This window comes from Pseudosporangium ferrugineum, from assembly GCF_003002065.1.
GTDB lineage: Bacteria > Actinomycetota > Actinomycetes > Mycobacteriales > Micromonosporaceae > Actinoplanes > Actinoplanes ferrugineus_A.
The window spans coordinates 110,000-135,496 of sequence record NZ_PVZG01000010.1; the positions used below are offsets into that span (position 1 = coordinate 110,000).

Below are 25,497 nucleotides of genomic sequence, written 5' to 3' on the forward strand. Positions count from 1 at the left end.
CCACGGCTCGATGGGCGTCAACGCCGCAGATCGGCCGTCATCGCGTGGAGCTCGGCGAGCCGTTCGTCGAGGCGGCGTGGGTTTCCCGGCGCGTCCGGACGGGCATCCCACGGGCGAGGGCCGGACGGCGGCCGGTAGTTGACGCCCAGCGCGTCGAGCCGGGCCAGGTGCGGGGTCAGCCGCCCCTCGAACTCGGCGAAGCTCCGCCGCGGCGGGCTCCACACCACCTCGGCGAGGGCGCACAGCCGGGGGTACGTCATGTAGTCGACCCGCCGCGCCGACTCCATGTGCTCCGTCCACACGTTCGCCTGTGCGCCGAGGACGCCCGGGGGTGGCTCGAAGGCGTACACGTCGCGCAGCGTCAGCAGGGTGCCCACCGGGGTCGGCTCGCCCGGATCACCGGACTGCCGATAGTCCAGGTAGACCGACGTGTCCGGGCAGGACACCACCTCGTGCCCGGCCGCCAGCGCGAGCTCCGCGGGTGCGGCCCCGCGCCACGCCGCGATGATCGCACCCGGGGGTGCGCCGCCGGCCAGGATCTCGTCCCAGCCGAGGATGCGGCGCCCGCGCCCGGCCAGGTGGGCGGCCATCGCCGCGGTGAAGCGGGATTGCAGGGCGTGCCGGTCGTCCCCCGTCCACTCGTCCACCGGGCATTCGTCGCCGCCGATGCTGACGACCGGGGACGGGAACAGGTCGCACACGTGGTCGAGGACCCGGCGGCAGAAGTCCAGCGTCGCCGGTTCCAGGTTGAGCACGTGCGGCGAGATCCCCCACGACGTGCGCACTCCCCCGGCAAAACCGTTACCGAGCTCCGGGTACGCCGCCACGGCCGCCTGCATGTGCCCCGGCATGTCGACCTCCGGCACCACCGTGACGTGCCGCTCGGCGGCGTACGCGACGATCTCGCGCAGATCCGCGTCCGTGTAGTGACCGCCGTGCGGGCGTTCGTCGTAGCGCCCGTGCTGCCGGGAGCCGAGCATCGTGCGCGGACGCCACGAGCCCACCGACGTCAGCCGCGGCCACCCCGGCACCTCGAAGCGCCAGCCCTGGTCGTCGGTGAGGTGCAGGTGCAGCACGTTGAGCTTGTGGAAGGCGGCCAGGTCGACGAAGCGCAGGACGTCGGCGACGGGCATGAAGTGGCGGGCGACGTCGAGCAGCACACCCCGCCACCGGAAGCGGGGCCGGTCCTCGATGTGCACCGCCGGCACCGTCCACGGCCCGCCGCCGGCGCCGGCACGCCGCAACGTCTCCGGCGGCAGGAGCTGGCGCAGCGTCTGCGCGCCGTAGAAGACACCGGCCGCCGAGCCGCCACGCAGCGAGACGCCGTCCGCGCCCACGTCGAGCACGTAGGCCTCGTCCGCCAGCTCCGGGTCGAGGCGCAGGCGCGCCGCCACGCCGAGGGTAGCCCGCAGCCAGGAGGCGACACCCTCGGTGCCGGGACCGGGGCCGGGATCGCCGGGGGTGAGGGTGACGGCACGGCCGTCGTCGCGTACGGATGCGGGCCGGGGTATCAATCCTTCACCGCCCCGCCGAGGCCGGCCACCAGGCGCCGGCGCACGAGCAGGAAGAAGATCAGGACCGGGACCGTCATCAGGCTGGACGCCGCCATGATCGCTCCCCAGTCGTTCTGGTCGGGCTTGAAGAACACGAGCAGGGCCATCGGCAGGGTCTGCCGGTCGGTCGCGCTGATGATGAACGTACGGGCGAACAGGAAGTCGTTCCAGGCCGTGATGAACGAGAACACGCTGGTGGCGGCGAGCCCGGGCGCGACCAGCGGGAAGAGGATCCGCCACAGGATCGTGAAGCGGCCGGCGCCGTCCAGCTGCGCCGCCTCGTCGAGCTCGTCCGGGATCGCCGCGACGAAGCCGCGCAGCATCCAGATCGCGAACGGCAGGGTGAACGCGGTGTGCACGAGCATCAGCGAGCCGAGGGTGTTCAGGCCGACGCCGGGCACGGTGGTGCCGAGGTCGCGCACCAGGAAGAAGAGCGGGATGGTCAGCGCCTCGATCGGGACCATCTGAGCGATCAGGAAGAGGACCAGCACCGTCGTGCGGAACCGGAAGCGGAACCGGGTCAGCGCGACCGCCGCCAGGAAGGCCAGCAACCCGGACGCGGCGACCACCACGAGCGCCACCGCGACGCTGTTGAGGAAGTAGCGGCCGAAGTCGTCGACGGAGATGACCCGGCGGAACGCGTCCAGCGACGGGGCGAGGGTCCAGGGCCGCTGGTCCAGCGACTGGATCTCGCCGGGCGGCTTCACCGCGGCCAGCACCATCCAGTAGATCGGGAAGACGGTCACGGCCGCGACCACGATCGCGACCGCGTCGAGCAGGCGCCGGGTCGTCCTCACAGCGGCTCCCCCGATCGGCGCAACGTGCGGAGGTAGAGCAGGGTCACGACCAGCAGGATCAGCATCATCACCACGCCGATCGCGGCGCCCAGGCCGTACTCGCCGGAGGCGAACGCCTGCTGGTACGCCCACACGTTCAGCGTCAGGTTCTGCCCCGCGATGCCGCCGCCGCGGGTCATCACGTAGATCTGGGTGAAGACCTTGAAGTCCCAGATGATCGACTGGATCACCACGATGGCGATCAGCGGCCGCAGGATCGGCACCATGATCCGCCAGAACGTCCGCCAGGCGCCGGAGCCGTCGATCGCCGCCGCCTCCAGCACCGACCGGGGGATCGCCTCGATGCCGGCGTAGAGCGTCACCATCACGAACGGGAACGAGTGCCACACCACCACCGCGCCGACCAGGGCGAAGGCGGTGTAGCGGTCGTACATCCAGTTGTAGCCGTCCAGTCCGAGGACCTGGTTGACCAGCCCGAGGTCGGTGTCGAACAGGAACATCCACACCGTCGAGCCGGACACCGACGGCACCGCCCACGCCGCCATCGCGGCCAGCGACAGCAGCAGCCGCGGCACCCGGCTGATCCGGGTCAGCAGGACGGCGAGCCCGGCGCCGACGGCCAGGGTCGCCGCGACGCACGCCGCCGCGAACGCGACCGTGGCGGTCAGCACCGACCAGAACCGGGGATCGCCGAACAGCCGGGTGTAGTTCTCCGCGCCCAGGAACCGGGTCGGTTGCCCGCCGCTGACCTGCGCCTGCCGGAAGTCGAGCACGGACAGCAGGCCGAGCTGCCACATCGGATAGACGAACAGCACGCCCAGCACGACGGCCGTGGGCAGCAGCAGCCACAGCGGGGTCAGGCCGCGCCGCCGCCGGGGCGGCGCGGTGGCGACGGTGGTCACTTCCCGAGGGCCGCGTCGATCTGCTTCGCGGCCTCGGCGGTGGCCTGGTCGACGGTCGCCCGGCCGGTGGCCACCTTCTCGATCATCGTGGGCAGCACGGCCGACGCGTCCACCTTGCCCCAGCCCGGGTCGAGCGGCACGAACTTCGTCCCGGCGGCGATGGTGGCGACGAACGGCTTCAGGAACGGATCCTTGGCCGCCACCTCGGTGCTCGCGGACTTCAGCGTCGGCAGGTTGCCCATCGCCTCGTACATCCGGGTCTGATATTTCTTGCCGGCGAGCAGGGTGAGAAAGTCGCCGGCGAGGGCCGGGCGCTGACTGTTGCGCATGATGCCCAGGTTGTTGCCGCCGGCGAAGGCCGGCGCGATCGAGCCGGGCTTGCTGCCGGGCAGCGGCACGACGGCATACTTGCCCTTCGCCGCGCCGGCGTCGACGGCCGCGCGGTTGAAGTTGCCGAGAATCCCCATGCCGGCCTTGCCGCCGGCGAAAAGATCGACCGTCTTCCCGCCGGTGAGGTCCGCGCACTGCTGCGGCGGGCAGTTGTCCGGCGCGATCAGATTCGTGTACGCGGTGAGCCCCGCCCGCGACTGCGCGGAATCGAGCGAGGTGATGTCCCCACCCGCATCCCAGACGAACGGCATGGCGGCGTACGTGTACTTCCCGCCGACCGCGACGCCGAACATGTCGGGCTTCTTCTGCCGGATCGTGCGGGCGGTGGAGGTCAGCTCCGCGATGCTGGCCGGCGGCTTGAGCCCCAGCTCCTGGAAGATGTCGGTGCGGTAATACAGGGCCCGGACCCCGAGGAACCACGGTACGCCGAGCAGCGTGCCCTGATAGGTCGCGCTGGCCTTCGCCTCGGCGCCCAGGTCGGCCCCCTCGGCCCACCTGCTCACCGTCGGGCCGAGGTCGGCGAGCCCGCCGGCCGCCGCGTACTCGGGAAGGTCGGTGTTGCCGTACTCGACCACGTCCGGCGCGCTGGCCGGATCGTTGAAGGCCCCCTTGAACCGCTCACTGCGCGTATCCACAGCGATGTACGCGACCTCGACCTTCGTGTCCGGATGCGACGCCGTGAACTCGGCCACCGCATCCTTGACGACGGCCTCCTTGGGCGCCCGGTTCGGCTCGTCGAAAAGCCACACCTTGAGCGTCCCGCTCCGCGCACCCCCATCGGACGGCAAACTCGACGGCGACGACGTAGAAGGGGCACAGGCGCTCAGACCGACGGCGAGGACGGCAGCCACCGCAAGACGCAGCTTCATGAAAACTCCAGACGAACCACGTTCGTAAATAGTTCGTTGATCAGGTGCCCCCAGGGTGGAGCCCACAGCCCCGGCCGTCAACCCTCCAGCCAGGATCGAATCCCCGCCCCGACCACGACCACACCCCGCACCCGACCACCGCCACCCCCGAACCCGGCACCCCGGACGACGCCCTACCGCTGCGCCTCGAAGTGGTCCTTCATCGCCGGGTAGTAGTCCCCGAAGTCCGGCATCGCCCGCCCCTCCCGCGCCGCCACCAGCCCGTCCAGGTAGTACTCCCACCCCGGCCCGACCTCACCGACGCCAGCGGTGCCGCCGAGCCGCTGCGTGAATCGAAGCTCGGTAACACCCCCCACCTCGGTCAGCACCAGCTCGAGATGCCACCCCCCGAACCCGCCGTCCCCGCCGTCCCCGGAGCCACCGGCGCCCCCAGGCTCATCGCCGCTCCCGGAGCCGTCGCCACCCGCAGGCTCATCGCCAGCCCCGGAGTTGCCGCCGCCCCCGGACTCACCGCCACCCTCGACGCCGCCGCCGGCCTTGGACTCACCGTCGTCTCCGGGTTCGCCGCCACCGCTGGACTCGTCGCCGCCTTCGGGCTCACCGCCGCCTCCGGATTCGCCTCCGGGTTCGCCGCCGGCGGAGATCGCCAGCCGGTGCGGCGGCTCGCACGCGTCGATGACCATGTCCATCCACGGCCGGCCCTCCTCGTGAGCCATCTGCACCTTGACCGTGCGCCCGACCCCCGCCTCACCCTCCCAAGGACCGAACCACCGCGCCGTCCGCGCCGGATCCGTGATGCTCGCCCACACATCCTCGACAGGCGCCCGGAACGTACGGGTAAGCACCAGGTCATTGCCGAGCAACCGCCCGGTAGGTATCAAGCTCATGCAGTCTCCCTGTCAATACGTTCCCGCCCGGCGTCCCCTTCCAGCCCGGCGGCACGTTCCCGCCCGGCGGCCGACTGCCGCTCCCGGCGAGTCCGGTAAACCTCGGTCTCCAACGCGTCAAGGCGGTGCTGCCACCCGGAGGGCCCCATCAACCGCCCGAGCCACCCGGCAACCTCCTCGAGCGGCCCGGTCTCCAACGTGTAGACCCGCCGCCGCCCCTCCACCACATCCCGCACCAACCCAGCCCCCCGAAGCACCCGCAGATGCCGACTGACAGCAGGCCGACTGATCTCAAACCGCCCCGCGATCTCCCCCGCCGAAAGCGCCTCCCCCCGCAACATCACCAAAATCTCCCGCCGAACGGCATCAGCGATCGCCCCCACCACCTCGTCCACCGCAAAAGCGTAACCAACAGGTTACGCGTTAAGCAACGCCGAGCCCTCCACCGACCCCGACCGCCACCCCCATCGCACCCCGATAGGCCCAGTCGGCCCCCTCACCACCCCCAGCCGCCGAAGCCGCCCACCGGCACCCACCCCACCCCCGCACCCAAGGCCCCATGCCACCCAAGGCGCCCACGCCGCCAACACGCCCTCCCCGCGAAGGTGGACTTCCCGGCTGACCACGGCCCCCACGCCCCCACCCCAACACCCGCGCCACCCACCGCACCAAGGCACCACCGCACCGCCGCGCACCGCACCGCACCGCGCACCGCGACGCACCGCGCACGCGTCCCGGGTGTCGCGGTGATCCAGGCCGAGTCGTCCGCTCGCGACGCACCGCACCGCGCACCGCGACGCACCGCACGGCGCACCGCCCGCACCGCGGTACCACGCACCGCCGCACCGCCGCACCACTACGGTCGCCGGCGACCGCACCGCACGGCGCTGCGGCGCTCGGGGCGCCGCGCCGAGACCGACCCGGGCCTCAGCCCTCACACTCGGCCTCGCGGGCTGGCCAGGAGCCGAAGCCAAGGCGGCGGCGCACGAGCGGCGAGGCCGAACCAGAATGAGCTCCTCGATCCGGGGGCCATGGGCGGCCTGACGGCATCGGGACCCGGGCCGTTGCCGAGCCTCGAAGGACGAGCCGGGTCAACGGACGAGGGCAAGCTGCCAACCTTGGCAGAGGCACTCCGCTCGGCAGGTGCAACTCGGTCGGCAGAAGCGCCCCGGCCAGCAGGCGCGCTGCGGTCGGCCGACACGTCACGGCCAGTGGGCACGTTCTCCTCGGAACGTGCGGTCTGATCGGCGCCCCCGCTTCTGGCAGTAGGCGCGGTCTGATCGGCGCCCCTGCTTCGGGCGGCAGGTGCATTCTGGTCGGAGCCCCCGCTCCTGGCAGCAGGAGCAGTCTGGTCGGCCGGGGTGGGTTCGGGGTGGTGGGTGAGTGAGCTCTCCGGGCGCTCGGATCGGGGTCTGCGACATTCGGACGGCTTGCGGCTGGGAGGGCCGGGGTGCTGGTCCGCGCTTGGCGGCCTCTCGCGGGAGCGGCGGAGGCGTTCGGCGTGGCGCTGGGTGAGGCCCCAGGCGCGGTGGCGTTGGTGGGTGCGGCGGAAGGTTTCGGCTGTGGGTGAGTGGTTGCGGGATGCGGCACGGACGCGCATGGCGGCCAGTTCTGTGGGGGTGAAGAGCTGGAGCTGCCGCATGGGTCAAGTGTCTCGCGCCGAGGGGCCGGATCGCCGGTCTCCGCGGGGATGTCAGAAGACCGTATGAAGTTCAGCGCTGGTTCTTCGCGGCTGGCGTGTGATGGTTGATGCGGCTCCCGGACGGGCGGCTGGAGAAGCGTCACCGTCCTCTTCGGATCGAGCGTCGCGGGGCCGCAAACCGTTGCGGGACCGGAAGGTCCCACGCGTGCATGACGAACCGGAGGGCGCACACGTGAAAGCGTTGAGGGCAGCGAAGGGCCTGGCTCAGGCCGGCGGGTCGGGGTACGGCTGGTATTCGGTGACCAGGGTCCGGACGTCGTCGACGGGTTCGTCTATGGCCGCCCACTTGGCTCTGATGCGGGTCAGATATGAGCGCACCGTGGGGATCGTGACGTTCATGCGGCGGGCGGTGGCCGCCAGGGTGCTGCCTGTGCCGTAGAGGTAGAGGGTGCGCGCTTCCTGGGGCGAGAGTTCCGGCGGGTCGTCGTTGATGATGCTCATCAGCTCCGCGGTCAGGGCCGGTTGTCCGCTGTGGACCGTACGGATGGCGTCGGCGAGTTTGGCGTCGTCGTCGTCCTTGACCAGGTAGCCGCTGGCGCCGGCGCGGACCGTGGCTCGGACGTGGCGGCGGTCTCCGTGCACCGAGAAGACCAGGACGCGGACGCCGTGGCGGCGGAGTCTCACCACGTTGGTGGCCGCCTCGGTGCCGTCCTCGAGGCGGAGGTCGAGGAGGACGACGTCGGCTTCGGGGGCCGCGGACAGGTGTTCGGCGACGGTGGTGGCGGTGTGGACGACCTGGATGTCGTCGGTTGTCGCGAGGAGGGCGCGGAGGCCGGCGGGTACGAGCTTGTCGTTGTCGATGATCGCGACCCGGATCATGCCGGCCACCTCAGGTCGACCCGGGTGCCCTGGCCGGGGTGGCTGTCCACGCCGGCCGCGCCGCCGACCTCCCGCATGCGCTCGGTGATGGAGTGCCGGATGCCGTAGCCCAGCGGCGTGGTGTCCGGGTCGAAGCCCTTGCCCTGGTCGACGACCGCAACGGTGACGGTCGGCGCGGGACGCGGGTCAGCCGGGGAGACCGGGCCCGGCAAGGAGGCCGGCAAGGAGGGCACGGCTGGGGAAACGGGTGCGGCCGCAGAGGAAGGCAAGCCCGGAGAGGAAGCGGACGCCGGAGCACCGGGCAAGGAGGACGCCGGCAAAGCGGGCCCAGGCAAAGCGCGCCCAGGCAAAGCGGACGCAGGCAAGGAGGACGCAGGGAAGGCGGGCGAAGACGGCGGGGACGACGACGGGGGTAGGGAGGGCGGCGAGGGCGGATCCGCCGGGGAAGGTGCGGGCCGGTCGGGTGGGGTGGCGAGGGCGGTCAGGCGTACCCGGCTGCTGCCTGAGTGCCGGGCCACGTTGGCGAGGGCCTCGCCGGTTGCCAGGCGGAATGCTTGCAGGACCTCGGGTGGGAGCGTGTCCGGGAGGTTGGCGAAGTGGTATTCGACCCGCAGGCCCTGGGCCGCGCTGTCGTTTCCTGCCTCTATCAGGGCCAGGGAGAGTTCCGTGAGGGTGCCGCCCGGGTCGTCGGGGGTGGTGCCTCGCAGGACGTTGGCGCTGATCGCGGCCTGGCGGCGTACGCGGGGGTCCGGGTGTCCCGCGGGGCCCTGGCCGGCGATCGCGGTCAGGACGCGCAGGGGGCCGTCGTGCAGGGCGCGGTGGCGGCGTACCTGTTCGCGGAAGTGGCGGATGCGTTCCTCCGCCTGGCTGCGGCGGGCGGCCACGCGTTCGCGGGCGGCGATCACCTGGTCGGTGGCGGCGTCGACCGCGTCGGCTACGGCTCGGAGGCGGCGGATGAAGAGGCAGCAGCAGGCCGCCGTCACGACCTGCCAGCCGATGATGTTCGAGGTGGACGCCACGTCGGCGTAGTCGGGGGACGCGAACTGGGCCAGGGCGAAGGCCACCGCCAGGGCCAGGCAGCCGGCGATCGTGGCCCGCCAGGAGGCCGTCGCCAGGGCCACGGTGACCGCGGTGGAGACGGCGACCGGTTCGAAGTCGGGCACCGCCACCGTGGCGAACGCCTCGTCGGTGAGGGACCAGGGCAGGACCGCCACGGCGGCCGACGTGACCGTGACGTCGGTGGCCAGCATCCAGCCCGGGATCGGGTCGCGGGTGGCGATGGCGGGGACGAACGCGACACTCCACGCCGCGACCGTCAGGTAGGTGACCGTGGCGAGGGGCTTGTTCGCGTACCCGTCGGCGCGGGCCAGGGAGGCGATGCTCAGGGCGACCATGGCCAGGGTGCCGACGCGGGACAGCAGGACCACGCCGGTCGTGATCGCCCGGATCCGTTGATGCAGGTCGACCGCCCTCGGCAGGGTGACGCCGCCGTCCGGCTCGCTGTCCACGCCCGCAGCATCCCACGGGGCCGGACCCCGGTCCATGCCGCACATGTGCGGCATGGACCCGCCCCGCGTCCACTGTCCACACTCGCCATCAGAGACCGAGAAGGAGGGATTCCCTTGTACGAGACCGATGTCCACAGTGGTCCGCACGCCATACCGAGCCGGCCGAGCCCGGTGAAGACGCTGGCGATCCTTCTCGGCGTGTTCGGGGTGCTGGGCCTCCTGATCGCGTTCGTCCTCATGGCGGCCATCAACGACTCGAGCGGCCACGGCCAGTCCGTGCCGATCCTGCTGTACGTGCTGTTCTTCGTCCAGTTCGCGCTCTCCACGGCGCAGACGGCGAGCGGCGTGTTCCTCTGGCGGGGCCGGTCCTGGGCCCGGACGCTGGCGATCGCGCTGTGCTCGGTCAACATCGTCGGCGGCCTGGTGTCGCTGGCGACCGGCGCGATCTTCCAGGCCGTCGCGGGGATCGCCATCAACATCGGCCTGATCCGCCTCGCCAACAACGACGAGGTCCAGGCCTGGTGCGGCAGATGAACAGGACGGTGGACCGTGGAGCCGGCGACCCTGGTCTTCATGCTGATCGGCGCGGCGGGCGCCGCGGTTCTGCTGGCCGGGGTGCTCGGTTCGGCTCTGCTCGGCGCGTTCGGCTTCGGCCGGGTCGGGGGCGCGTCGGCGGAGACCGTGGCGGCCTTCGCGGGGGCGTTCGGTTTCGCCGCGGCCATCGCCGGCGAACTGCTCGGCGTCCGTACGGCGGGTGAGGTGGCGGCGGCCGGTGGGGTCGGGCTGGCTGCCGCCGTACCCGTCGCCGTCCTGGCCGTCCGGCTGTCGCGGTGGGCGCGGGACATGCCGACCGACGCCACCCCCGGGCGCGCCGATCTCGTCGGCGCCATCGGCGTCGTGGTCACCCCGATCGCCGAGCGCGGGTACGGCGAGGTGCGCGTACGGGTGGCGGGCCAGCCGGTGAAGCTCCATGCCCGCGCCGCGCGGGCCCTGCCCCTCGGCACCGAGGTGTTCGTGATCGAGGCCACCAGCCACGCCAGCGTCGTCGTCGAACCGGTCCCGTCCGCGAATTGAGGCCCGCGAACAGCCCTGACCCAGAGGCCGCACACCAGGAACCCAGAGAACAGGGAGCCCCGAATGTCTTTGCTGCTCGCCACGGCCGGTGGCGTTCTGGTCGTCTTTCTCCTCGTCATGTTCATCCTGTCCCGGATCAAGGTGGCCGGCCCGAACGAGGCCTTCATCATCACCGGGCGCAGCGGCAGGTCGGTGACCGACGAGCGCGGGGTGCGCTCCACCGACCTGTCCGGCCAGAAGGTGGTGATGGGCGCCTCCGTCTTCGTGCTGCCGGTCGTGCAGCGCAAACAGTCGCTGGATCTGTCCAGCCGGCGCATCTCCGTCGACATCCAGGGCGCGGTGAGCAAGCTGGGCATCCGCGCCAACCTGCACGGCGTGGCGATCGTCAAGGTCGGCGGCACCGAGGACGCGGTGCGCGCGGCCGCCCAGCGGTTCCTGCACCAGCAGAAGGAGATCGAGCAGTTCACCCGGGAGGTCCTGGCCGGCTCGCTGCGCGCGATCGTCGGCCGGCTCACCGTGGAGGAGATCATCGGTGACCGGGTGGCGTTCGCCAACGCGGTCGCCGAGGAGGCCGAGCACTCGATGACCAACCAGGGCCTGGTGCTGGACACGTTCCAGGTGCAGGACATCCTCACCGAGGGCACGTACCTGCAGGATCTGGGCCGTCCGGAGGCGGCGCGGGTGCTCAAGGACGCGGCGGTGGCCGAGGCGATCTCGTCGCAGGCCGCCGAGGAGGCCCGGCTGCTCGCGGACGAGGCGATCGCGACGGCCGAGCGCAACCTCAACCTCAAGAAGGCGCAGATCCGCGCGGAGGTCGACGCGGCGCGGGCCCGGTCGGCCGCGGCCGGTCCGCTGGCGAAGGCGGAGCAGAAGCAGGGCATCATCAGCGAGCAGCAGAAGGTCGCCGAGCGCCGGGCCGAGCTCAAGCAGCGGCAGCTGGACATCAAGGTGCGCCGGCCGGCCGACGCGGACCGCTACCGGGTGGAGCAGGCGGCCGAGGCGGCGCGCAGCGCGGACGTGCTCGCCGCGGACGCGGGGCGGCAGGCCACCATCGCCGCGGCGCAGGCCGACGCCGAGCAGGCCCGGCTGAGCGGCGAGGGCGAGCGGGCCCGCCGGTCCGCCCTGGCCGAGGCGGCCGAGCGGGAGGGGCTCGCGGAGGGTGCGGCGGCCCTGGCCCGCGGCCGCGGCGACGCCGAGGCGATGCGGCTCAAGGCCGATGCCTTCGCCCGGTACGGCGACGCGGCCGTCCTGGACCTGCTCGCCCGGGTCCTGCCGCAGGTGGTCGAGGCGGCCAGCCGCCCGCTCAGCGCGATCGACAAGCTGACCGTCATCTCCACCGACGGCGCGGCGGCGGTCACCCGTTCGGTGGCGGCGAACGTCGCCCAGGGCCTGCAACTCGGCACAGACCTGACCGGCGTGGACCTCGCGAGCCTGCTGGCGAAGCTGAACGGCCGGACCGCGGCCGAGACCCAGGAGCATTGACCGCTAAAAGTACGTGTGCAGCACGTCCACCACCACATCGTCGTCGTCGGCCACCGGGATGAAGCGCCACTTGTCGAAGGCCGTGCACGGGTGCGACAGGCCGAACCGGAGCACGTCCCCGACCGCCGCGCCGCTGCTGTGGACGTACGTGTGATGGTCGTTCATCTTGGTCACCTCGCCGGAGGAGGTGACCGGGAGGCCCTCGTCGAAGGGTGCGTCGCGCTTGCCCATGCCGACGATCGCGAGGCCCGGTTCCGGTGTGGACAGGACCTGGGCGTACATCTCCAGGCCGGGGGCGAGGGTGCCCTCGCCGGGCTCGCGGTTGAACGGGGTGCGCTCGCGATAGAAGCCCTCGTCGTGGGTGACCGAGGCGCCGCTGCGCAGGAGGGCGCGCACGGTGTGGCCGTCCAGCCACTGACCCTCGAGCGCCTTGATCACCCGGTCGAACCAGGCGCTGCCGCCCGCGGAGACGATCACCTCGGGCGGCAGCAGGCGGGCGACGGCCCGGGTCGCCTCGATCAGCGTGGCGAGGAACCCGTCGACCGCGGCGGCGTCGGGCAGGGCGCCCTCGTAGCCGGTCAGCCCGGCGAGGGTCACGCCCGGTGCGGACGCGGCGGCCTCGGCCACCGCCACGACCTCCGCGACCGTACGGCAGCCCGTGCGCCCGCCCGGGTGGCCGAGCTCGATCAGGACGGGCAGCCCACCCGCCGCGGCCACCGCCTCGACGCCGGCCACCGAGTCGACCTGGACGGTGACCTCCCAGCCGCGCGCCGCCTGGGCCGCCAGCCAGCCCAGGGCGGTGCCGTCGAGCACCTCGTTGGCGATCAGCACCCGGGGCACCCCGAGGCGCCGCAGCACCAGCGCCTGGTTCGCGGTCGCCACGGTCAGCCCCCACGCACCCGCCGCGAGCTGCGCCTCCAGCAGGGTCGGCGCCATCGTGGTCTTGGCGTGCGGGGCGAAGGAGAAGCCGTGACGCCGCGCGTACGCGGCCATGGTCGCGATGTTCGCCCGCACCGCCGAGTCCCGGACGACGAGCAGCGGCCAGGTGAACGAGCCGTCGAAGAGGGAGTGCCGGGCGGCGGCGAACATCCGGGCCGGTACCTCGCCCTCCGGCAGCCAGAACCCCTTGGCCCGCCAGTCGAGCAGATCGTCGGGGATGTCGAGAATCATCGGAGTCTCCCTTGACCGCCGGAGCGCCATCGCGCATTGTGTGGAAGCTACTACGGACCACTTACGAACCAACAGGTACGCGCGGGGAGGCGGCACGTTGTCCGCGGCTGAGCTGCCCCTGGACCGGAAGGGCACCGTGATCGGCCTGGTGCTGCACGCCGGCCACCGGGCCCGGTTCGAGGAGGCGGCCCGCACCCTCACCGGCGTCACGTTCGCCTGGGCCGTGTACGAGCGCGAGGACCAGATCCGCGACCGGGTGGCCGGGCTGCTGCGCGGGGAACACCTCGACGGGCTGCTGCTCGGGCTCGTCCCGTACGCGCGGGCCCGTGATCTGCTCCCCGCCGGCCTGCCCGTGACCGTCACCCGGTCGGCCGCGCTGGATCTGGCCCTCGCCTGGTCCCGGGCCCGGGGCAACGGCTGGCCGGCGACCCCGGTGAGCATCGACACGTTCACCCAGGAGACCGTCGACGAGGTCGCGTCCGCCCTCGACCTGGACCGGAGCGCGATCGCCTGCCTGCCCTTCGACCCCGCGCAGCCCATCGCCGAGGTGGTCGCGTTCCACCGGGAACGGCTCGCGGAGACCGGTGCCGCGTACGTGATCAGCGTCCGGACCGGCGTCGCCGCGGCCCTCGACGGCCGGGTCGCCGTCCTCAACGCGCTCGCCACCGCCGGCACGATCCGGGCCGACCTGCACGAGCTGGCCCTGCGGATCCGCAACAAGCAGGCCGACGGGCAGCGGTTCGCCGCCGGCGTCTTCCTGGTCGCGAAGGGCAGCGGCGGCACCGACCTGGACCGCGCCCGCGTCGGGCTGCTGCACCTCCTGCTGCACACCCCCGAGTTCGCCGACGCGTGGATCGACGACCGGGGGCGGCGCGGCGTCGTCGTCTTCGCCCACGCCGCCCTCTTCGAGGCGGTCACCCACCGGTGGGTCGGGCTGCCCGTGCTGGCCGAGGCCCGCGACACCCTCGGCGTACGGGCGGTGGCCGGTTTCGGCATCGGCGCCTCCGCCCGGGTGTGCGTGGCCCTCGCCGAGCGCGCCGCCGGCCGGGCCGAGCAGGACGCCGATCCGGGCGCGTACCTGCTCTCCGACAACGGGCTGATGATCGGGCCGATGGGAGCCTCGGGCGTGCCGCTGGCGTACACGTACCGGGAGCACGGCGGCCTGGAGGCGCTGGCGCGCCGGGCCGGGCTCAGCCCGGCGACCCTGTCCCGGCTCGCGGCCATCGAACGGACGCTGGCCGGGCGGCCCGTCTCCCCCAGCGACCTGGCCCGGTCGCTGGGCATCACCGACCCGAGCGGGCGCCGGCTGATCCGCAAGCTGAGCGAGTCGGACCTGGCCGTCGGCGACGGCAGCTCGCAGGTGCACCGCAAGGGCCGCCCGACGCGGCTCTACCGGCTGGCGATCACCGCGGCCCTGGAGGGTATGCGGTGACGTACGACCTGGTCCTGCGCGGCGGCGACGTGCTGGGGCACGGGACCGCGGACGTCGCCGTGCGGGACGGGCGCATCGCGGCCGTCGGCACCGGCCTCACCGGCACCACGGTCCGCGACGCCGGCGGCTGCCTGGTCACGCCCGGCCTCATCGACCTGCACACCCACGTCGGCCCGGGCTACTGGGGCATCGACCCCGACCCGATCGCCTGGTACACCGGCGTGACCACGTGGGTCGACGCCGGTTCGGCGGGCGCGTACACGGTGGCGGGCCTGCGGCGTACGGCGGCGGGCCTGAGCGTCCGGGTCCCGGCCCTGCTCAACATCTCGGCGCTCGGGCTGGCCGGGCGCACCGGGGAGAGCCGCGACTTGGCGAACTGCGACGTCGCCCTGGCCGTCGACACCGTGCTCGCGCACCGCGACCTGATCCGCGGCATCAAGGTGCGCATCGACCACGAGACGGTCGGCGAGAACGGCGTCGAACCGCTGCGGCGCGGGCTGGCGGCGGCGGAGGCGTGCGGGATCCCGGTCATGGTCCACATCGGTACGACCCCGCCCGCGCTCGACGAGGTGCTGGAGCTGCTGCGCCCCGGCGACATCGTGACGCACTGCGCCAGCGGCATCGCCTCCCCGCTCGGGCCGGCGGTGCGCTCGGCGTACGAGCGCGGGGTGCTGCTCGACATCGGGCACGGCTCGGGCGGGTTCGCGTTCGACGTCGCCGAGGCGCAGCTGGGGGCGGGGCTGCGGGCGTACACGATCTCCACGGACCTGCACGCCCGGTCGGTGCACGGCCCGGTCTTCGATCTGCCCACGACGGTCGCCAAGCTCGTCGCCGTGGGGCTGCCGCTGGCCGACGCCCTCGCCGCCGTCACCACGCATCCGGCCCGGGCCCTGGGCCTGCCCGGCGGTTCGCTGGACGTGGGCGCGCCCGCCGACCTCGCGGTGTTCCGGGTCGACGAGGGCAGCTTCGAGGTCGTGGACGCGCACCGGCAGGTCCGGCGGGCGCCGCTGCGGCTGCGGAACGTGGCCACGTACGTGGGTGGCCGGCTCCTCACGCCCCGGATGCCGGCGCCGTCGCCGCCGTGGATCCCGCTCACCGCCGCGCAGCGCGCCGCCCTGGACCGCCGCGACGACGACCTCCGAGCCCTGCTGGCGGCGCCTCTCGTGGGCGCCGACGGCCTGGCCGAGCAGTTCCCGAGAAACCCGACAAGGAGTTCCTGACATGCCCAAGCGCGCGATCGTGACCGACAAGGCGGCCCCGGCGGGCGGGCCGTACTCGCACGCGGTGGTGGCCGGCGACACCGTCTACCTGGCCGGCGCCATCCCGGCGCTGCCCGACGGCACCCGCGTGACGGGCACCTTCGCGGAGCAGGCCCACGCGGCGTTCCGCAATCTCGAGGCCGTGGCGCGGGCGGCCGGCGCGAGCCTCGACCAGGCCGTGCGCGTCGGCGTCTACCTGCGCGACTTCGCCGACTTCCCCGAGCTGAACGAGATCTACGCCCAATACATCAAGGGCGAGCACCTTCCCGTACGCACGACACTCCCGGTCCCGCTGGTCGGCTTCGACATCGAGATCGACGCCGTGCTCTACACCGGGCCCTGACCCTCAGACGGGCACCGGTACGGGCAGCACGGTCAGCGGGTCGAGGGCCGCGCGGACCTGGCGAATGTCCGGGCCGACGGCGCTGGCCAGCACGCCGGGGCCGGCCAGCGGCATGACCACGGCATCGCCGCCGAGCAGCCCGAGCCGAGCCGAGCCGGGGCCCGAGCCGGGATCAGCGGGATCAGGTCCGGAGCTGGCGCCCGAGCCGGAGCCGGGGCTGGGGCTGGGGCCGGGGCCGGGGCTGGGGCCGGCGACGATCAGCGAGCCGATCGCCCGGGCGGTGCCGAGCACGGCCGGGCCCGACCAGCCCGGGGCGGCCGGCCCGACGGCGAGCTCGTGGCGGTACAGCGTCCGGCCGGCGTAGCGGATCGTCACGCCGGACCGGACGTCGCCGGGTTCCTCGGCGTGCCGGCCGCACACCAGGTCGTCGCGCCAGACGAGGGTGCCGCCGTCGGCAACCGTCACGTCGGTGACCGCGACGTGGTCGCAGCCGGCCGCCGCGATCAGCGGTTCGGGGGCCCAGAGCAGGGCGCCGCCGGCCGCCACCGTGGCGGTGACGACGAGCCGCGACGGGGGTGCGCCGGGCCGTCCCGGCAGCGCCAGCTGGGCCGCCACGCTGCGGACCGACAGCGTGGCCCGCTCCCCGACGGCGATCGTCAGGCGCAGGTCGTCGCCGCGCAACGGGCCGGCCGCACCGCCGACGAGGTGCACGGTGACGCCCGGACCGCGGGGCCCGGTGCGGCGCAGCAGCAGCGGCGACTCGCCCCGGAGCACGGCGAGGCGGGTCCCGCCCGCGCCGTCCGCCTCCGCGACCAGCGACGCCTCGGCGCGCACCGGGTCAGCCGGCCGGGGCGCGGGTCGCCGCCAGCGTGCGGATCCAGTCCGCCACCGGGGTGGCCGCGCGGTCCTCGGTCAGCGACAGGAAGACCGTGGGCAGGTCGCCGCGCCGCGCCCGGGCGTCCCGGTCCATCACCGACAGGTCCGCGCCGACCAGCGGTGCGAGGTCGGTCTTGTTGATGACCAGCAGGTCCGCGGTCGTCACGCCCGGACCGCCCTTGCGCGGCACCTTGTCGCCGCCGGCCACGTCGACCACGAAGATCTGCCGGTCGATCAGGCCCTTGCTGAAGGTGGCGGTCAGGTTGTCGCCGCCGCTCTCCACCAGCACCAGGTCCAGCGGGCCGAGGGCCGCCTCCAGGTCCTCGACCGCGTCGAGATTGGCGGAGATGTCGTCCCGGATCGCGGTGTGCGGGCAGCAGCCGGTCTCCACCGCGCGGATGCGATCGGCCGGCAGGACCCCGTTGCGCAGCAGGAAGTCGGCGTCCTCGGTGGTGTAGATGTCGTTGGTCACGACCGCGAGCCGCAGCTCCTCGCCGAGCGCCCGGCACAGGGCGGCGACCAGCGCGGTCTTGCCGGAGCCGACCGGGCCGCCGATGCCGATCCGCAGCGCGCGGGGCCCGGCGGCGAGCGGGGCGTGCGGGTCGACGGACGGGTCCGGGTGGCTGTGCGGCACCTCGTCCGGGCCGTGCACGTGGTCGTCGGGATGCCGTTCAGGATGCAAAGAGACGCACCTCCCAGGTGGCGTGGCGCTCGGCGCCGAGGTCGAGCAGGGGTGCTCCCGCGGCCGTCAGGTCGTCGGGCGGGTCGTCGGTGCGGGCCGCCGCCACGGCCGCGAGCCGGTCGCATTCCGGGGCGAGGCGCGCGATCAGGGCGTGGACCGCGTACGGGTCCAGCCCCAGCAATCGGACCGCGGCGCTCGCGGGGCCGGTGACCGTGCCGTGTGCCGCCGCAACCGCCGCCGCCTCGGGACCGAGGCCGGCCGCCGACGCCAGCACGCCGAGGGCGACGGGGTGGTGCGGCTCCCGGCCGATCGGCGGGAGCGGCCACATCGCCCGGCCGGCGCGCAGCAGGGCCCGGCCCTGGGCCCGCGACGCCTTCCGCAGGGCCGGGGAGGGCGTACGGGCGTCCAGCGCGTCGTCGAGCCCGGACCAGCGGGACGGGTGCGCGCACGCGGCGGCGGCGAAGGCGGCGGCGACCAGTCCCGAGGTGGACAGCCGCCCCCGCAGGAACCCTTCGAGGTCCGCGACGCCGGCCACCCGCCCGGCGGAGACGGCCGCCTCCAGGCCGCCGGAGTGCGCGTGGCCTCCGGCGGGCAACCGCCCGTCGGCGAGCACGAGCAGGGTGGCGAGGCTCATCAGAACAGGTGGTAGCGCTGGGCCATGGGCAGCTCGGTGACCGGCTCCGGCTCGACGACCTCCCCGTCGATGCGCACGGTGAACGTGTCCGGCTCGACCTCGATGCGCGGGGTCGCGTCGTTGAGCGGGAGGTCCGCCTTGCCCACCGAGCGGGTGTCCGCCACCGGCACCAGGTCGCGCTTGACGCCGATCCGGTCGCCGAGCAGGGCGTCGATCGCCGCCGGCGCGACGAAGGCCAGCGACGTCACCGCCGGCACCACCCCGTACGCGCCGAACATCGGGCGGGGCAGCACCGGCTGGGGCGTCGGGATCGAGGCGTTGGCGTCGCCCATCTGCGCGTACGCGATCATGCCGCCCTTGATCACCAGCGCCGGGCGTACCCCGAAGAAGGCCGGGTCCCAGAGCACGAGATCGGCGAGCTTGCCGGGCTCGACCGAGCCGACCTGCTCCGCCATGCCGTGCGCGATCGCCGGGTTGATCGTGTACTTGGCCACGTAGCGGCGGGCCCGCACGTTGTCCGCGGCGCCGTCACCGGGCAGCGCCCCGCGCCGGGCCTTCATCACGTGCGCGGTCTGCCAGGTCCGCATGACGACCTCGCCGATCCGGCCCATGGCCTGCGAGTCCGAGCCGATCATCGAGATCGCGCCCAGGTCGTGCAGCAGGTCCTCGGCCGCCATCGTGGACGGCCGGATGCGGCTCTCGGCGAACGCCAGATCCTCGGGCACCGCCGAGTTGAGATGGTGACAGACCATCAGCATGTCGAGGTGCTCGCTGAGGGTGTTGCGCGTGTACGGCCGGGTCGGGTTGGTCGACGACGGCAGCACGTGGGGGTGCGAGGCGACCGTGATGATGTCGGGCGCGTGCCCGCCGCCGGCCCCCTCGGTGTGGTACGCGTGGATCGACCGCCCGCCGATGGCCCGCAGCGTCTCCTCCACGAACCCGGCCTCGTTGAGCGTGTCGGTGTGGATCGCGACCTGCACGCCGGACGCGTCGGCCACCTTCAGCGCGGCGTCGATGACGGCCGGCGTGGTGCCCCAGTCCTCGTGCAGCTTGAACCCGCCGGCCCCGCCGCGGAGCTGCTCCCAGAGCGACTCCTCGCTCATCGTGTTGCCCTTGCCGAGCAGCAGCACGTTGACCGGCCAGGTGTCGAGCGCCTCCAGCATCCGCGCCAGGTGCCACGAGCTGGGCGTGACCGTGGTCGCCTTGGTGCCCTCGGCCGGCCCGGTCCCGCCCCCGATGATCGAGGTGATCCCGGCGGCCAGCGCGGTGTCGAGGACGGTCGGGCTGATCAGGTGGACGTGGCTGTCGATGGCGCCGGCGGTGAGGATGCGGCCGTTCCCGGCAATGATCTCGGTGCCGGGGCCGATCACCAGCCCCGGGTCCACGCCGTCCATGATGTCGGGGTTCCCGGCCTTGCCGAGCGCCACGATCCGCCCGTCGCGGATGCCGACGTCGGCCTTGACCACGCCCCAGTGGTCGAGCACCACGGCGCCGGTGATCACCGTGTCCGGGGTGCCCTCGGCGCGGGTGGCCCGGGACTGCCCCATGGACTCGCGGATCACCTTGCCGCCGCCGAACACGACCTCGTCGCCGGGGCGGGGCCCGGCGCTGCGGTCCTCCTCGACCTCGATCAGCAGGTTGGTGTCGGCGAGCCGGATCCGGTCGCCGGCGGTCGGCCCGTAGAGGGCGGCGTACCGCCCCCGGTCCAGTGTGCTCACGCCGCCGCCTCGCACTGTGCGGGCCGCCGGCCGGCCGGTCCTGTCGCTCGCTCGTTCACCGCAGGCTCCCGTTCTCGGGCAGGTCCTCGTCGAGGGCGCCGGCCGGCTCGATGTCCTCGCGCGGCGACGGGTCCAGCGGGCCGCCGGCCAGGCCGCGCAGGCCGGGCACGATCCGCAGGCCGGCGAACGGCACGAGCGTCACGTCGCGCGGCATCCCGGGCTCGAACCGCACCGAGATGCCGGCGGGCACGGCGAGCCGGTGCCCCCACGCCGCGTCGCGGTCGAAATCCAGGGCGGCGTTGGCCTCGGCGAAGTGATAGTGCGAACCGACCTGGACGGGACGGTCGCCGGTGTTGCGAACGGTGAGGCTCAGCACCGTACGCCCGGAATTGATCTCGATGTCGCCGCTGCCGGGGATGATCTCGCCGGGGATCACGAGATGGGCCCGTGCACGGTGACCAGCTTGGTGCCGTCCGGGAAGGTGGCCTCGACCTGCACCTCGGGCAGCATCTCCGGCACGCCCTCCATGACGTCGTCGCGGGTGAGCACCCGCCGGCCGGCGTCCATCAGCTCGGCCACGGTACGCCCGTCCCGCGCCCCCTCCAGCAGGAAAGCGGTGATGATCGCGGTCGCCTCGGGATGGTTGAGGCGCAGGCCCCGATCGCGCCGCCGCCGCGCCACGTCGGCCGCGACGTGGATGAGCAGCCGCTCCTGTTCGTGCTGGCTGAGGAACAAACGAACCTCCCCTGATCGCCCCGCGATGCTCGCAGCCCGACGTTTCCGGAATGTTACCCACCGTCAGGTCACCCGCCTGATCAAAGCACGGGCGGCCGTGTACGTCTGGGCCGGGATCGCGTCGCCCTGCGGGCCGGTCGCGGTCAGGGCGTACGTCTGGATCCGCCGGCCGCGGCCCGGCGGGTTGGCGCGCGCGGGGCCGGCCGCACGGTCCGTGGGAACCGTGCGGCCGGGGTCGCTCCCGCTCAGGCGGCGAAGGCGATGGGCACGCCGTGGCTGTCCGTGAGTGCCAGCCGGGTGTGCAGGGTGCCCTGGTCCGCCACCCGGGCGAAGTACTCGGTGCGGCGGCGCTGCAGGCAGCCCTTGCGCGTACGCGGGCCCCCCGCGGCCACCGTCAGCAGCTCCGGCGCGAGCGAACTGTTCAGCCCCTCCCGCAGCAGCCGCAGCGCCTCGGTGCGCAGCTGGGAGATGCGGGACTCGGTCACGCCCAGCTCGGCGGCCACCTCGCTGAGCGGCTGCTCCTGCAGGAACGACTGGGTGACGACCATCCGCAGCCGCTCCGGCAGGGCCTGGATCGCCTGGTGCAGGTAGCCGAGGCGTTCCCGCTTGATCAGCAGGTCCTCGGGCCCCTCCGAGAGCTCCGGCACCATCTCCTCGGCGGCGCCGGTGGGAAAGCCCTGGAGGCTGAGCAGCGCGGCCTTCTGCACGTCGTCCTCGACGGCTGCCAGCTCGGCTACCCCGATGCCGAGCATCTCCGCGACCTCGGCCTCGGTGGGCGTACGCCCCAGCGCGGCCGTCAGCTCCTGCCGCGCCTGTGCGGTGCGGCGGGCCCGGGCGCGTACGGAACGACTGGCCCAGTCCTGACCGCGCAGCTCGTCCAGGAGCGCGCCGCGGATGCGTACGGCGGCGAACCGGTGGAACGGGATGCCGCGGCTCACGTCGAAGGAGCGGGCGGCACCGAGGAGCGCGGCGAAGCCGGCGGATGACAGGTCGTCGGAGTGAACATGGCCGGGCACGCGATTCAGCAGCTCCCGGACCAGGTGGCCCACCATCGGCATGTGCTCGCGGACCAGATCCTCGATGTCGCGCGCGGACGGCGCGTCGTGGGTCCTGCCGATGGTGGCGGGGAGTTCGGTCGTGACGGTCACGTAGTCCTCCTCGCTCGTACACGGCCGGCGGGTGAACCGGCCGTTGAGGAAGACATTTGCCGCCGACGGGTGCAGGGGCGCCCGAACTCGGTTGCTTTTATGGAGTTTTTTCGTAAAAAGACTCAGGTAACGGACGCCGCTCCCGCGCGCCGCTCACGCCAGGGCCACAAGCGAGGCGCGCCGCTCACGGCAGGGGTCACAAGCGAAGCGCGCCGCTCACGGCAGGGTCCGAAGGCGAAGTGCGCGCCGCTCACGGCAGGGGTCAAGAGGCGAAGCGCGCCGCTCACGGCGGGGTCAGTTGGCGAAGTGCGGGCTGCGCTGCGAGGCCAGCACGGCGGCCAGTTCCTCGCGGACCCAGCCCATCCGGCGCACCGCCACCTCGGGGTGGTCGCCGAACTCCGCGGCCACCCCCGCGGCGCACCCGTCGCTGCCGAAGCGCAGGATCATGGCGGTCACCGCCTCCTCGACCGCGCGGCGGCTCGGACACTGGGACGGCTGCAGGTCGGAGACGAACAATGCCTCCGCCGCCAGTTCCTGAACGGTGCTGATCATGTCGGACTCCCCGATGTGCGACGACTTGCTCGAGATCCAGCTAACGCTCGCGTCGGTGCGGACCGGGCCCGCTCAGGTTGCGGACCGGTATCAACCATCTTCCTCGCGGGCGTCAAGCGGGCCCGCAGGCACGCCGAGACGCTTTGCACCGTTTTCGGCGGGGCGTCTCGCCGTCGGCCGCCGCGTCCGCCGCGGGTTTCCCGTCCGGACCGCGACCGAAAGTGCCTGCCGGATCGATTTCGACTCTAATACGCGCGGAGGCGGCCGACCGCTACTCCGGTCGACCGCCTCGCCCTGTGTCGTGTTTTACCCAAAGACCGGAGGCCTTTACCCGAAGATCGGAGGCGGCGCGTCCGTGTCCACCGCGTCCGGGTCGTCCGACTGCATCGGCGGCGGCGTGGTCGTCGTGTCCAGGCTGGTGGGGGGTGTCGTCGGGGGTGTCGTGCCCGTCGGCGGCGGCTCCGGGGGCGGCGCGTCGTCATCGTCGGTGCCGGTCGTCGTCGGGCTGCCGGTGCCCGTCGAGGTTCCCGTCGGCGTGCTGGGCCGCGGCTCGGGAACGGAGACGGTCGTGGGCACCGGGACCGGGACGGCCACGCCGCCCGGCGCGATCGAGATGCCGGGGATCGGGGTGTCCTTGACCGGCACCGGGCCGAGCCGGATCGTGCCGTTGTCCAGGTGCTCGACCGGCCGGGACGGCTCGCCGGGCTTCGGCGACACGAACGTCTCGCAGGTCTGCCCGTCGAGCTTGAAGACCATCGGCGCGGCGTTGCTGGCCTTGTAGCGCCCGGTGAACTGCATGGTCTCGGTCGCCTGCGGGTTGAGCGTCCTGCGGGAGTTCACGGTGACGGCGCGGGCCTGCTGGTCGAGACCGAGCTTGCCGTTGCCGGAGACGACCTGGTCGCCGGGCATGAGGAACCACAGGTTCCAGTTCTTGATCGCCCGGACGTCGCGGTTGGCGATGGTGATGGCCGCCTTGAACCGGCCGCCGTCGTCGGACCAGACCGCGTAGCTCACCACGCACTTGTTGGCGCCCGCGACCTGGGTCGGCTGCGGGCCCACGCCGTTGGCGACGACCTTCTGCGGCGGATCGCCGGCGCCCATCGCCAGTGCCCAGGCCACGCCGCTGACCACCAGGACGGCCGCGCCGGCGAAGACCGCCACGCCGCGACGCCGGGTGCCGCCCGGTCGCCCGCCGGGCCGGGGGTCGGCCACCGAGGGACCACCGGGGCGCTGCGTGGGCGGGACACCGCCGGCCGCCTGCGCGTCGGGGCGGGCCGGGGGCCGGTCGGGCGCGGCGCCGAACGCGGGGCGCAGGGCCGGACCGTCGTCGGGACCTCCCGCGGCGGGCATGCCGACGTCGGGGCCGCCGAAGAGCGGGCCGGGGGGCATCGGCGGCGCCGCGGCGCCGCCGGCCGCCGGCGCCATGGGCGGCACCGGGCCGAAGCGGCTGTTGCGGCCGCCGCGCTGGGGCGGGGCCACCGCCGGAGCGCTGTTGGCCCCCACCGGGGCCTCGGTCTCGACGACCGAGATCGGCTCGGCCGGGCTGCCGGCGGCCGGGGCCTCGGGCGACCCCCCCGCCGCCGGGGGCACCGCGGCCACGCCGCGTCCCGGCGTGGCCGGGTCGCCGACCCGGGCGTGCCCGGGCCGCAGCCGGCCGAGGCCGTCGGTGTACGACCGCGCGGACGGCAGGATCGTGGTGTCCTCGCCGCTGTCGGCCCAGTCCGGCACGAACGCGCGGGCCGCGGGCACCCCGGCCGAGACCGTGCCCAGGACGTGGGCGAGCTCGGCGCTGGACGGGCGGTCCGACGGCCGCTTCTCCAGGCACCGGGCGATCAGCGCGGAGACGGCCGCGGGCAGGCCCTCGACGGGCGGCATCGGCTCGGGCTCGGTGTACTGGTGGGCGCGCAGCAGCGCGGTGGTGGTGCCGACGTCCCAGGGCAGCTGGCCGATCAGGGTGCGGTAGATGAGCAGGCCCACCGCGTACACGTCGGTGGCCGGGCTGACCTGGCCGCCCTCGAGCCGCTCGGGCGCGAGGTAGGCGGGCGTGCCGAGCAGGCTGCCGTCCGGGTCGATGTCGTTCTCGCCGATCAGCGCCGAGATGCCGAAGTCGACGACCTTGGCGCCGGCCGGCGTCAGCATGACGTTGGCCGGGGTCACGTCGCGGTGCACGATGCCCCGGGCGTGCGCCGCGGCCAGCGCGGCGGAGACCTCGGCGCAGATGCGTACGGCGGCGGGCCAGGGCAGGCGCTGGGCGCGGGCGAGCACGGCGGCGAGCGACTCGCCGTCGACCAGCTCCATCACGACGTACGGCACCGGCTCACCGTCGACGGTGGTCGCCTCGCCGTAGTCGTAGACGTTGGTGATGTGCGGGTGGCTGAGCCGGGCGGCCGCCTGGGCCTCCGCGCGCAGCCGCCGGCGGAACGACGGGTCCGCGCTCGTCGACGGCGGCAGCACCTTGACCGCCACCTGCCGCCCGAGGACCTCGTCGAAGCCTCGCCACACCACTGACATCCCGCCGGCGCCGAGCCGCTCGACCAGTCGGTAGCGACCGGCCAGCAGACTCGAACCGGGCAGGTCCGTCGTGCTCATGTGCCCCCACATGCGCGATCGGATGAAACACCGGAGGCACACCGCCATGTGTCCCGGCGCCGGGGTCGGCCGCGGTCCGGGACCGGACCTGGCATTCCCCATCGACGGCGAGGATCGTAGCGGACCCGCGGCCCCCGGTTCGACTCTTCGACTATCGCGATGACCTGCGGCTCGTCACCGTCCGTTCTGTGGCATGTGCCAGCGGTGCCCGTCGTCCCTTCCGGACAAAACCCCTGGTCAGGGCCGTACCGGCGGGACCTCGAACCGCTCCGCGCGGCCTATGCACCTTTCGTCGGAACTTGCGGCTATCCCCCGAACGGGGCGCATCTACAAGGGAATCTGCACGTGCAGTGGCTCTTGCATCACGCTGGGATGA

24 protein-coding genes are annotated in these 25,497 nt (G+C 73.5%); 6 read left to right on the forward strand and 18 right to left on the reverse strand.

Translation table 11 applies throughout. The annotated features are described in order from the left end of the window. Nucleotides 1–17 precede the first annotated feature (17 nt). The 8 genes from CLV70_RS21525 to CLV70_RS41760 form a co-directional block, all read right to left on the reverse strand. Nucleotides 18–1,514 carry a beta-N-acetylhexosaminidase gene (locus tag CLV70_RS21525; protein WP_106128344.1) on the reverse strand — a complete coding sequence of 499 codons (1,497 nt, stop codon included), beginning with the start codon at nt 1,512–1,514 and terminating at the stop codon, nt 18–20. Further along, entirely contained in the window at nt 1,511–2,350 is an 840-nt protein-coding gene (locus tag CLV70_RS21530) for a carbohydrate ABC transporter permease (RefSeq protein WP_106128345.1), read from the reverse strand. Before CLV70_RS21530 ends, CLV70_RS21525 begins: the two co-directional genes overlap by 4 nt. Beyond that, nucleotides 2,347–3,252 (reverse strand): carbohydrate ABC transporter permease, encoded by a 906-nt coding sequence (locus CLV70_RS21535; protein WP_245908374.1) that lies wholly within the window; start codon nt 3,250–3,252, stop codon nt 2,347–2,349. The genes CLV70_RS21530 and CLV70_RS21535 overlap by 4 nt, the downstream gene beginning before the upstream one ends. Continuing rightward, nucleotides 3,249–4,511, reverse strand: a complete 1,263-nt coding sequence (locus CLV70_RS21540) for an extracellular solute-binding protein (RefSeq protein ID WP_106128346.1) — start codon at nt 4,509–4,511, stop codon at nt 3,249–3,251. Before CLV70_RS21540 ends, CLV70_RS21535 begins: the two co-directional genes overlap by 4 nt. 173 nt (nt 4,512–4,684) lie before the next feature. Further along, nucleotides 4,685–5,398, reverse strand: a complete 714-nt coding sequence (locus CLV70_RS42020) for an SRPBCC domain-containing protein (RefSeq protein ID WP_342750392.1) — start codon at nt 5,396–5,398, stop codon at nt 4,685–4,687. Continuing rightward, complete coding sequence (locus CLV70_RS21555; RefSeq protein ID WP_106128347.1) at nt 5,395–5,793, reverse strand: metalloregulator ArsR/SmtB family transcription factor; 399 nt, start codon at nt 5,791–5,793, stop codon at nt 5,395–5,397. The genes CLV70_RS42020 and CLV70_RS21555 overlap by 4 nt, the downstream gene beginning before the upstream one ends. Nucleotides 5,794–7,304: 1,511 nt before the next feature. Continuing rightward, nucleotides 7,305–7,919, reverse strand: coding sequence for a response regulator transcription factor (locus CLV70_RS21560; RefSeq protein WP_146164114.1), 615 nt, complete (start codon nt 7,917–7,919; stop codon nt 7,305–7,307). Beyond that, a complete protein-coding gene (locus CLV70_RS41760; RefSeq protein WP_106128349.1) occupies nt 7,916–9,427 on the reverse strand; it encodes a sensor histidine kinase in 1,512 nt (503 codons plus the stop codon). The genes CLV70_RS21560 and CLV70_RS41760 overlap by 4 nt, the downstream gene beginning before the upstream one ends. Nucleotides 9,428–9,541: 114 nt before the next feature. Here CLV70_RS41760 and CLV70_RS21570 point away from each other — a divergent pair, with 114 nt between their 5' ends. From CLV70_RS21570 to CLV70_RS21580, 3 genes are all read left to right on the forward strand, one after another. Then, on the forward strand, nt 9,542–9,961 hold the full coding sequence (locus CLV70_RS21570) for a hypothetical protein (RefSeq protein WP_146164115.1): 420 nt from the start codon (nt 9,542–9,544) through the stop codon (nt 9,959–9,961). Between the two features lie 15 nt (nt 9,962–9,976). Beyond that, nucleotides 9,977–10,501, forward strand: a complete 525-nt coding sequence (locus CLV70_RS21575) for a hypothetical protein (protein ID WP_211303832.1) — start codon at nt 9,977–9,979, stop codon at nt 10,499–10,501. A gap of 63 nt (nt 10,502–10,564) precedes the next feature. After that, nucleotides 10,565–11,983, forward strand: a complete 1,419-nt coding sequence (locus tag CLV70_RS21580) for a flotillin family protein (RefSeq protein ID WP_106128351.1) — start codon at nt 10,565–10,567, stop codon at nt 11,981–11,983. 3 nt (nt 11,984–11,986) lie between these two features. Here CLV70_RS21580 and CLV70_RS21585 read toward each other — a convergent pair whose 3' ends face one another. Beyond that, on the reverse strand, nt 11,987–13,153 hold the full coding sequence (locus CLV70_RS21585; protein ID WP_106128352.1) for an alanine racemase: 1,167 nt from the start codon (nt 13,151–13,153) through the stop codon (nt 11,987–11,989). Nucleotides 13,154–13,250: 97 nt separating this feature from the next. Between CLV70_RS21585 and CLV70_RS21590 the strand changes: the two genes are divergently transcribed. From CLV70_RS21590 to CLV70_RS21600, 3 genes are read left to right on the forward strand one after another with little or no spacing between them, the layout of a single operon-like run. After that, entirely contained in the window at nt 13,251–14,585 is a 1,335-nt protein-coding gene (locus CLV70_RS21590) for a transcriptional regulator (RefSeq protein ID WP_245908375.1), read from the forward strand. Beyond that, nucleotides 14,582–15,805, forward strand: a complete 1,224-nt coding sequence (locus tag CLV70_RS21595) for an amidohydrolase family protein (RefSeq protein ID WP_106128353.1) — start codon at nt 14,582–14,584, stop codon at nt 15,803–15,805. The genes CLV70_RS21590 and CLV70_RS21595 overlap by 4 nt, the downstream gene beginning before the upstream one ends. A 1-nt stretch (nt 15,806) precedes the next feature. Further along, entirely contained in the window at nt 15,807–16,187 is a 381-nt protein-coding gene (locus CLV70_RS21600) for a RidA family protein (RefSeq protein ID WP_106128354.1), read from the forward strand. A gap of 3 nt (nt 16,188–16,190) precedes the next feature. Here the strand turns inward: CLV70_RS21600 and CLV70_RS21605 are convergent, their stop codons facing one another. The 9 genes from CLV70_RS21605 to CLV70_RS21645 all read right to left on the reverse strand — a co-directional run bounded on the left by CLV70_RS21605 (nt 16,191) and on the right by CLV70_RS21645 (nt 25,121). Continuing rightward, the gene (locus CLV70_RS21605) at nt 16,191–17,021 is read right to left on the reverse strand and encodes an urease accessory protein UreD (RefSeq protein WP_106128355.1); all 831 of its coding nucleotides are present in this window, start codon (nt 17,019–17,021) and stop codon (nt 16,191–16,193) included. Nucleotides 17,022–17,025: 4 nt separating this feature from the next. Further along, nucleotides 17,026–17,745 carry an urease accessory protein UreG gene (gene ureG, locus CLV70_RS21610; protein ID WP_342750393.1) on the reverse strand — a complete coding sequence of 240 codons (720 nt, stop codon included), beginning with the start codon at nt 17,743–17,745 and terminating at the stop codon, nt 17,026–17,028. Next, nucleotides 17,735–18,379: an urease accessory protein UreF gene (locus tag CLV70_RS21615; protein ID WP_106128357.1), complete on the reverse strand. Its 645-nt coding sequence runs from the start codon at nt 18,377–18,379 to the stop codon at nt 17,735–17,737. Before CLV70_RS21615 ends, ureG begins: the two co-directional genes overlap by 11 nt. Further along, nucleotides 18,379–20,097 (reverse strand): urease subunit alpha, encoded by a 1,719-nt coding sequence (locus CLV70_RS21620; protein ID WP_106128554.1) that lies wholly within the window; start codon nt 20,095–20,097, stop codon nt 18,379–18,381. The genes CLV70_RS21615 and CLV70_RS21620 overlap by 1 nt, the downstream gene beginning before the upstream one ends. A gap of 55 nt (nt 20,098–20,152) precedes the next feature. After that, nucleotides 20,153–20,533 carry an urease subunit beta gene (locus CLV70_RS21625; RefSeq protein WP_106128358.1) on the reverse strand — a complete coding sequence of 127 codons (381 nt, stop codon included), beginning with the start codon at nt 20,531–20,533 and terminating at the stop codon, nt 20,153–20,155. Continuing rightward, complete coding sequence (locus tag CLV70_RS21630) at nt 20,530–20,832, reverse strand: urease subunit gamma (RefSeq protein ID WP_106128359.1); 303 nt, start codon at nt 20,830–20,832, stop codon at nt 20,530–20,532. Before CLV70_RS21630 ends, CLV70_RS21625 begins: the two co-directional genes overlap by 4 nt. A gap of 245 nt (nt 20,833–21,077) precedes the next feature. Beyond that, nucleotides 21,078–21,980: a sigma-70 family RNA polymerase sigma factor gene (locus CLV70_RS21635; protein WP_106128360.1), complete on the reverse strand. Its 903-nt coding sequence runs from the start codon at nt 21,978–21,980 to the stop codon at nt 21,078–21,080. Nucleotides 21,981–22,274: 294 nt separating this feature from the next. Beyond that, nucleotides 22,275–22,532 carry a hypothetical protein gene (locus tag CLV70_RS21640; protein ID WP_106128361.1) on the reverse strand — a complete coding sequence of 86 codons (258 nt, stop codon included), beginning with the start codon at nt 22,530–22,532 and terminating at the stop codon, nt 22,275–22,277. A gap of 327 nt (nt 22,533–22,859) precedes the next feature. Next, nucleotides 22,860–25,121 carry a serine/threonine-protein kinase gene (locus CLV70_RS21645; protein ID WP_106128362.1) on the reverse strand — a complete coding sequence of 754 codons (2,262 nt, stop codon included), beginning with the start codon at nt 25,119–25,121 and terminating at the stop codon, nt 22,860–22,862. Nucleotides 25,122–25,497 lie beyond the last annotated feature (376 nt).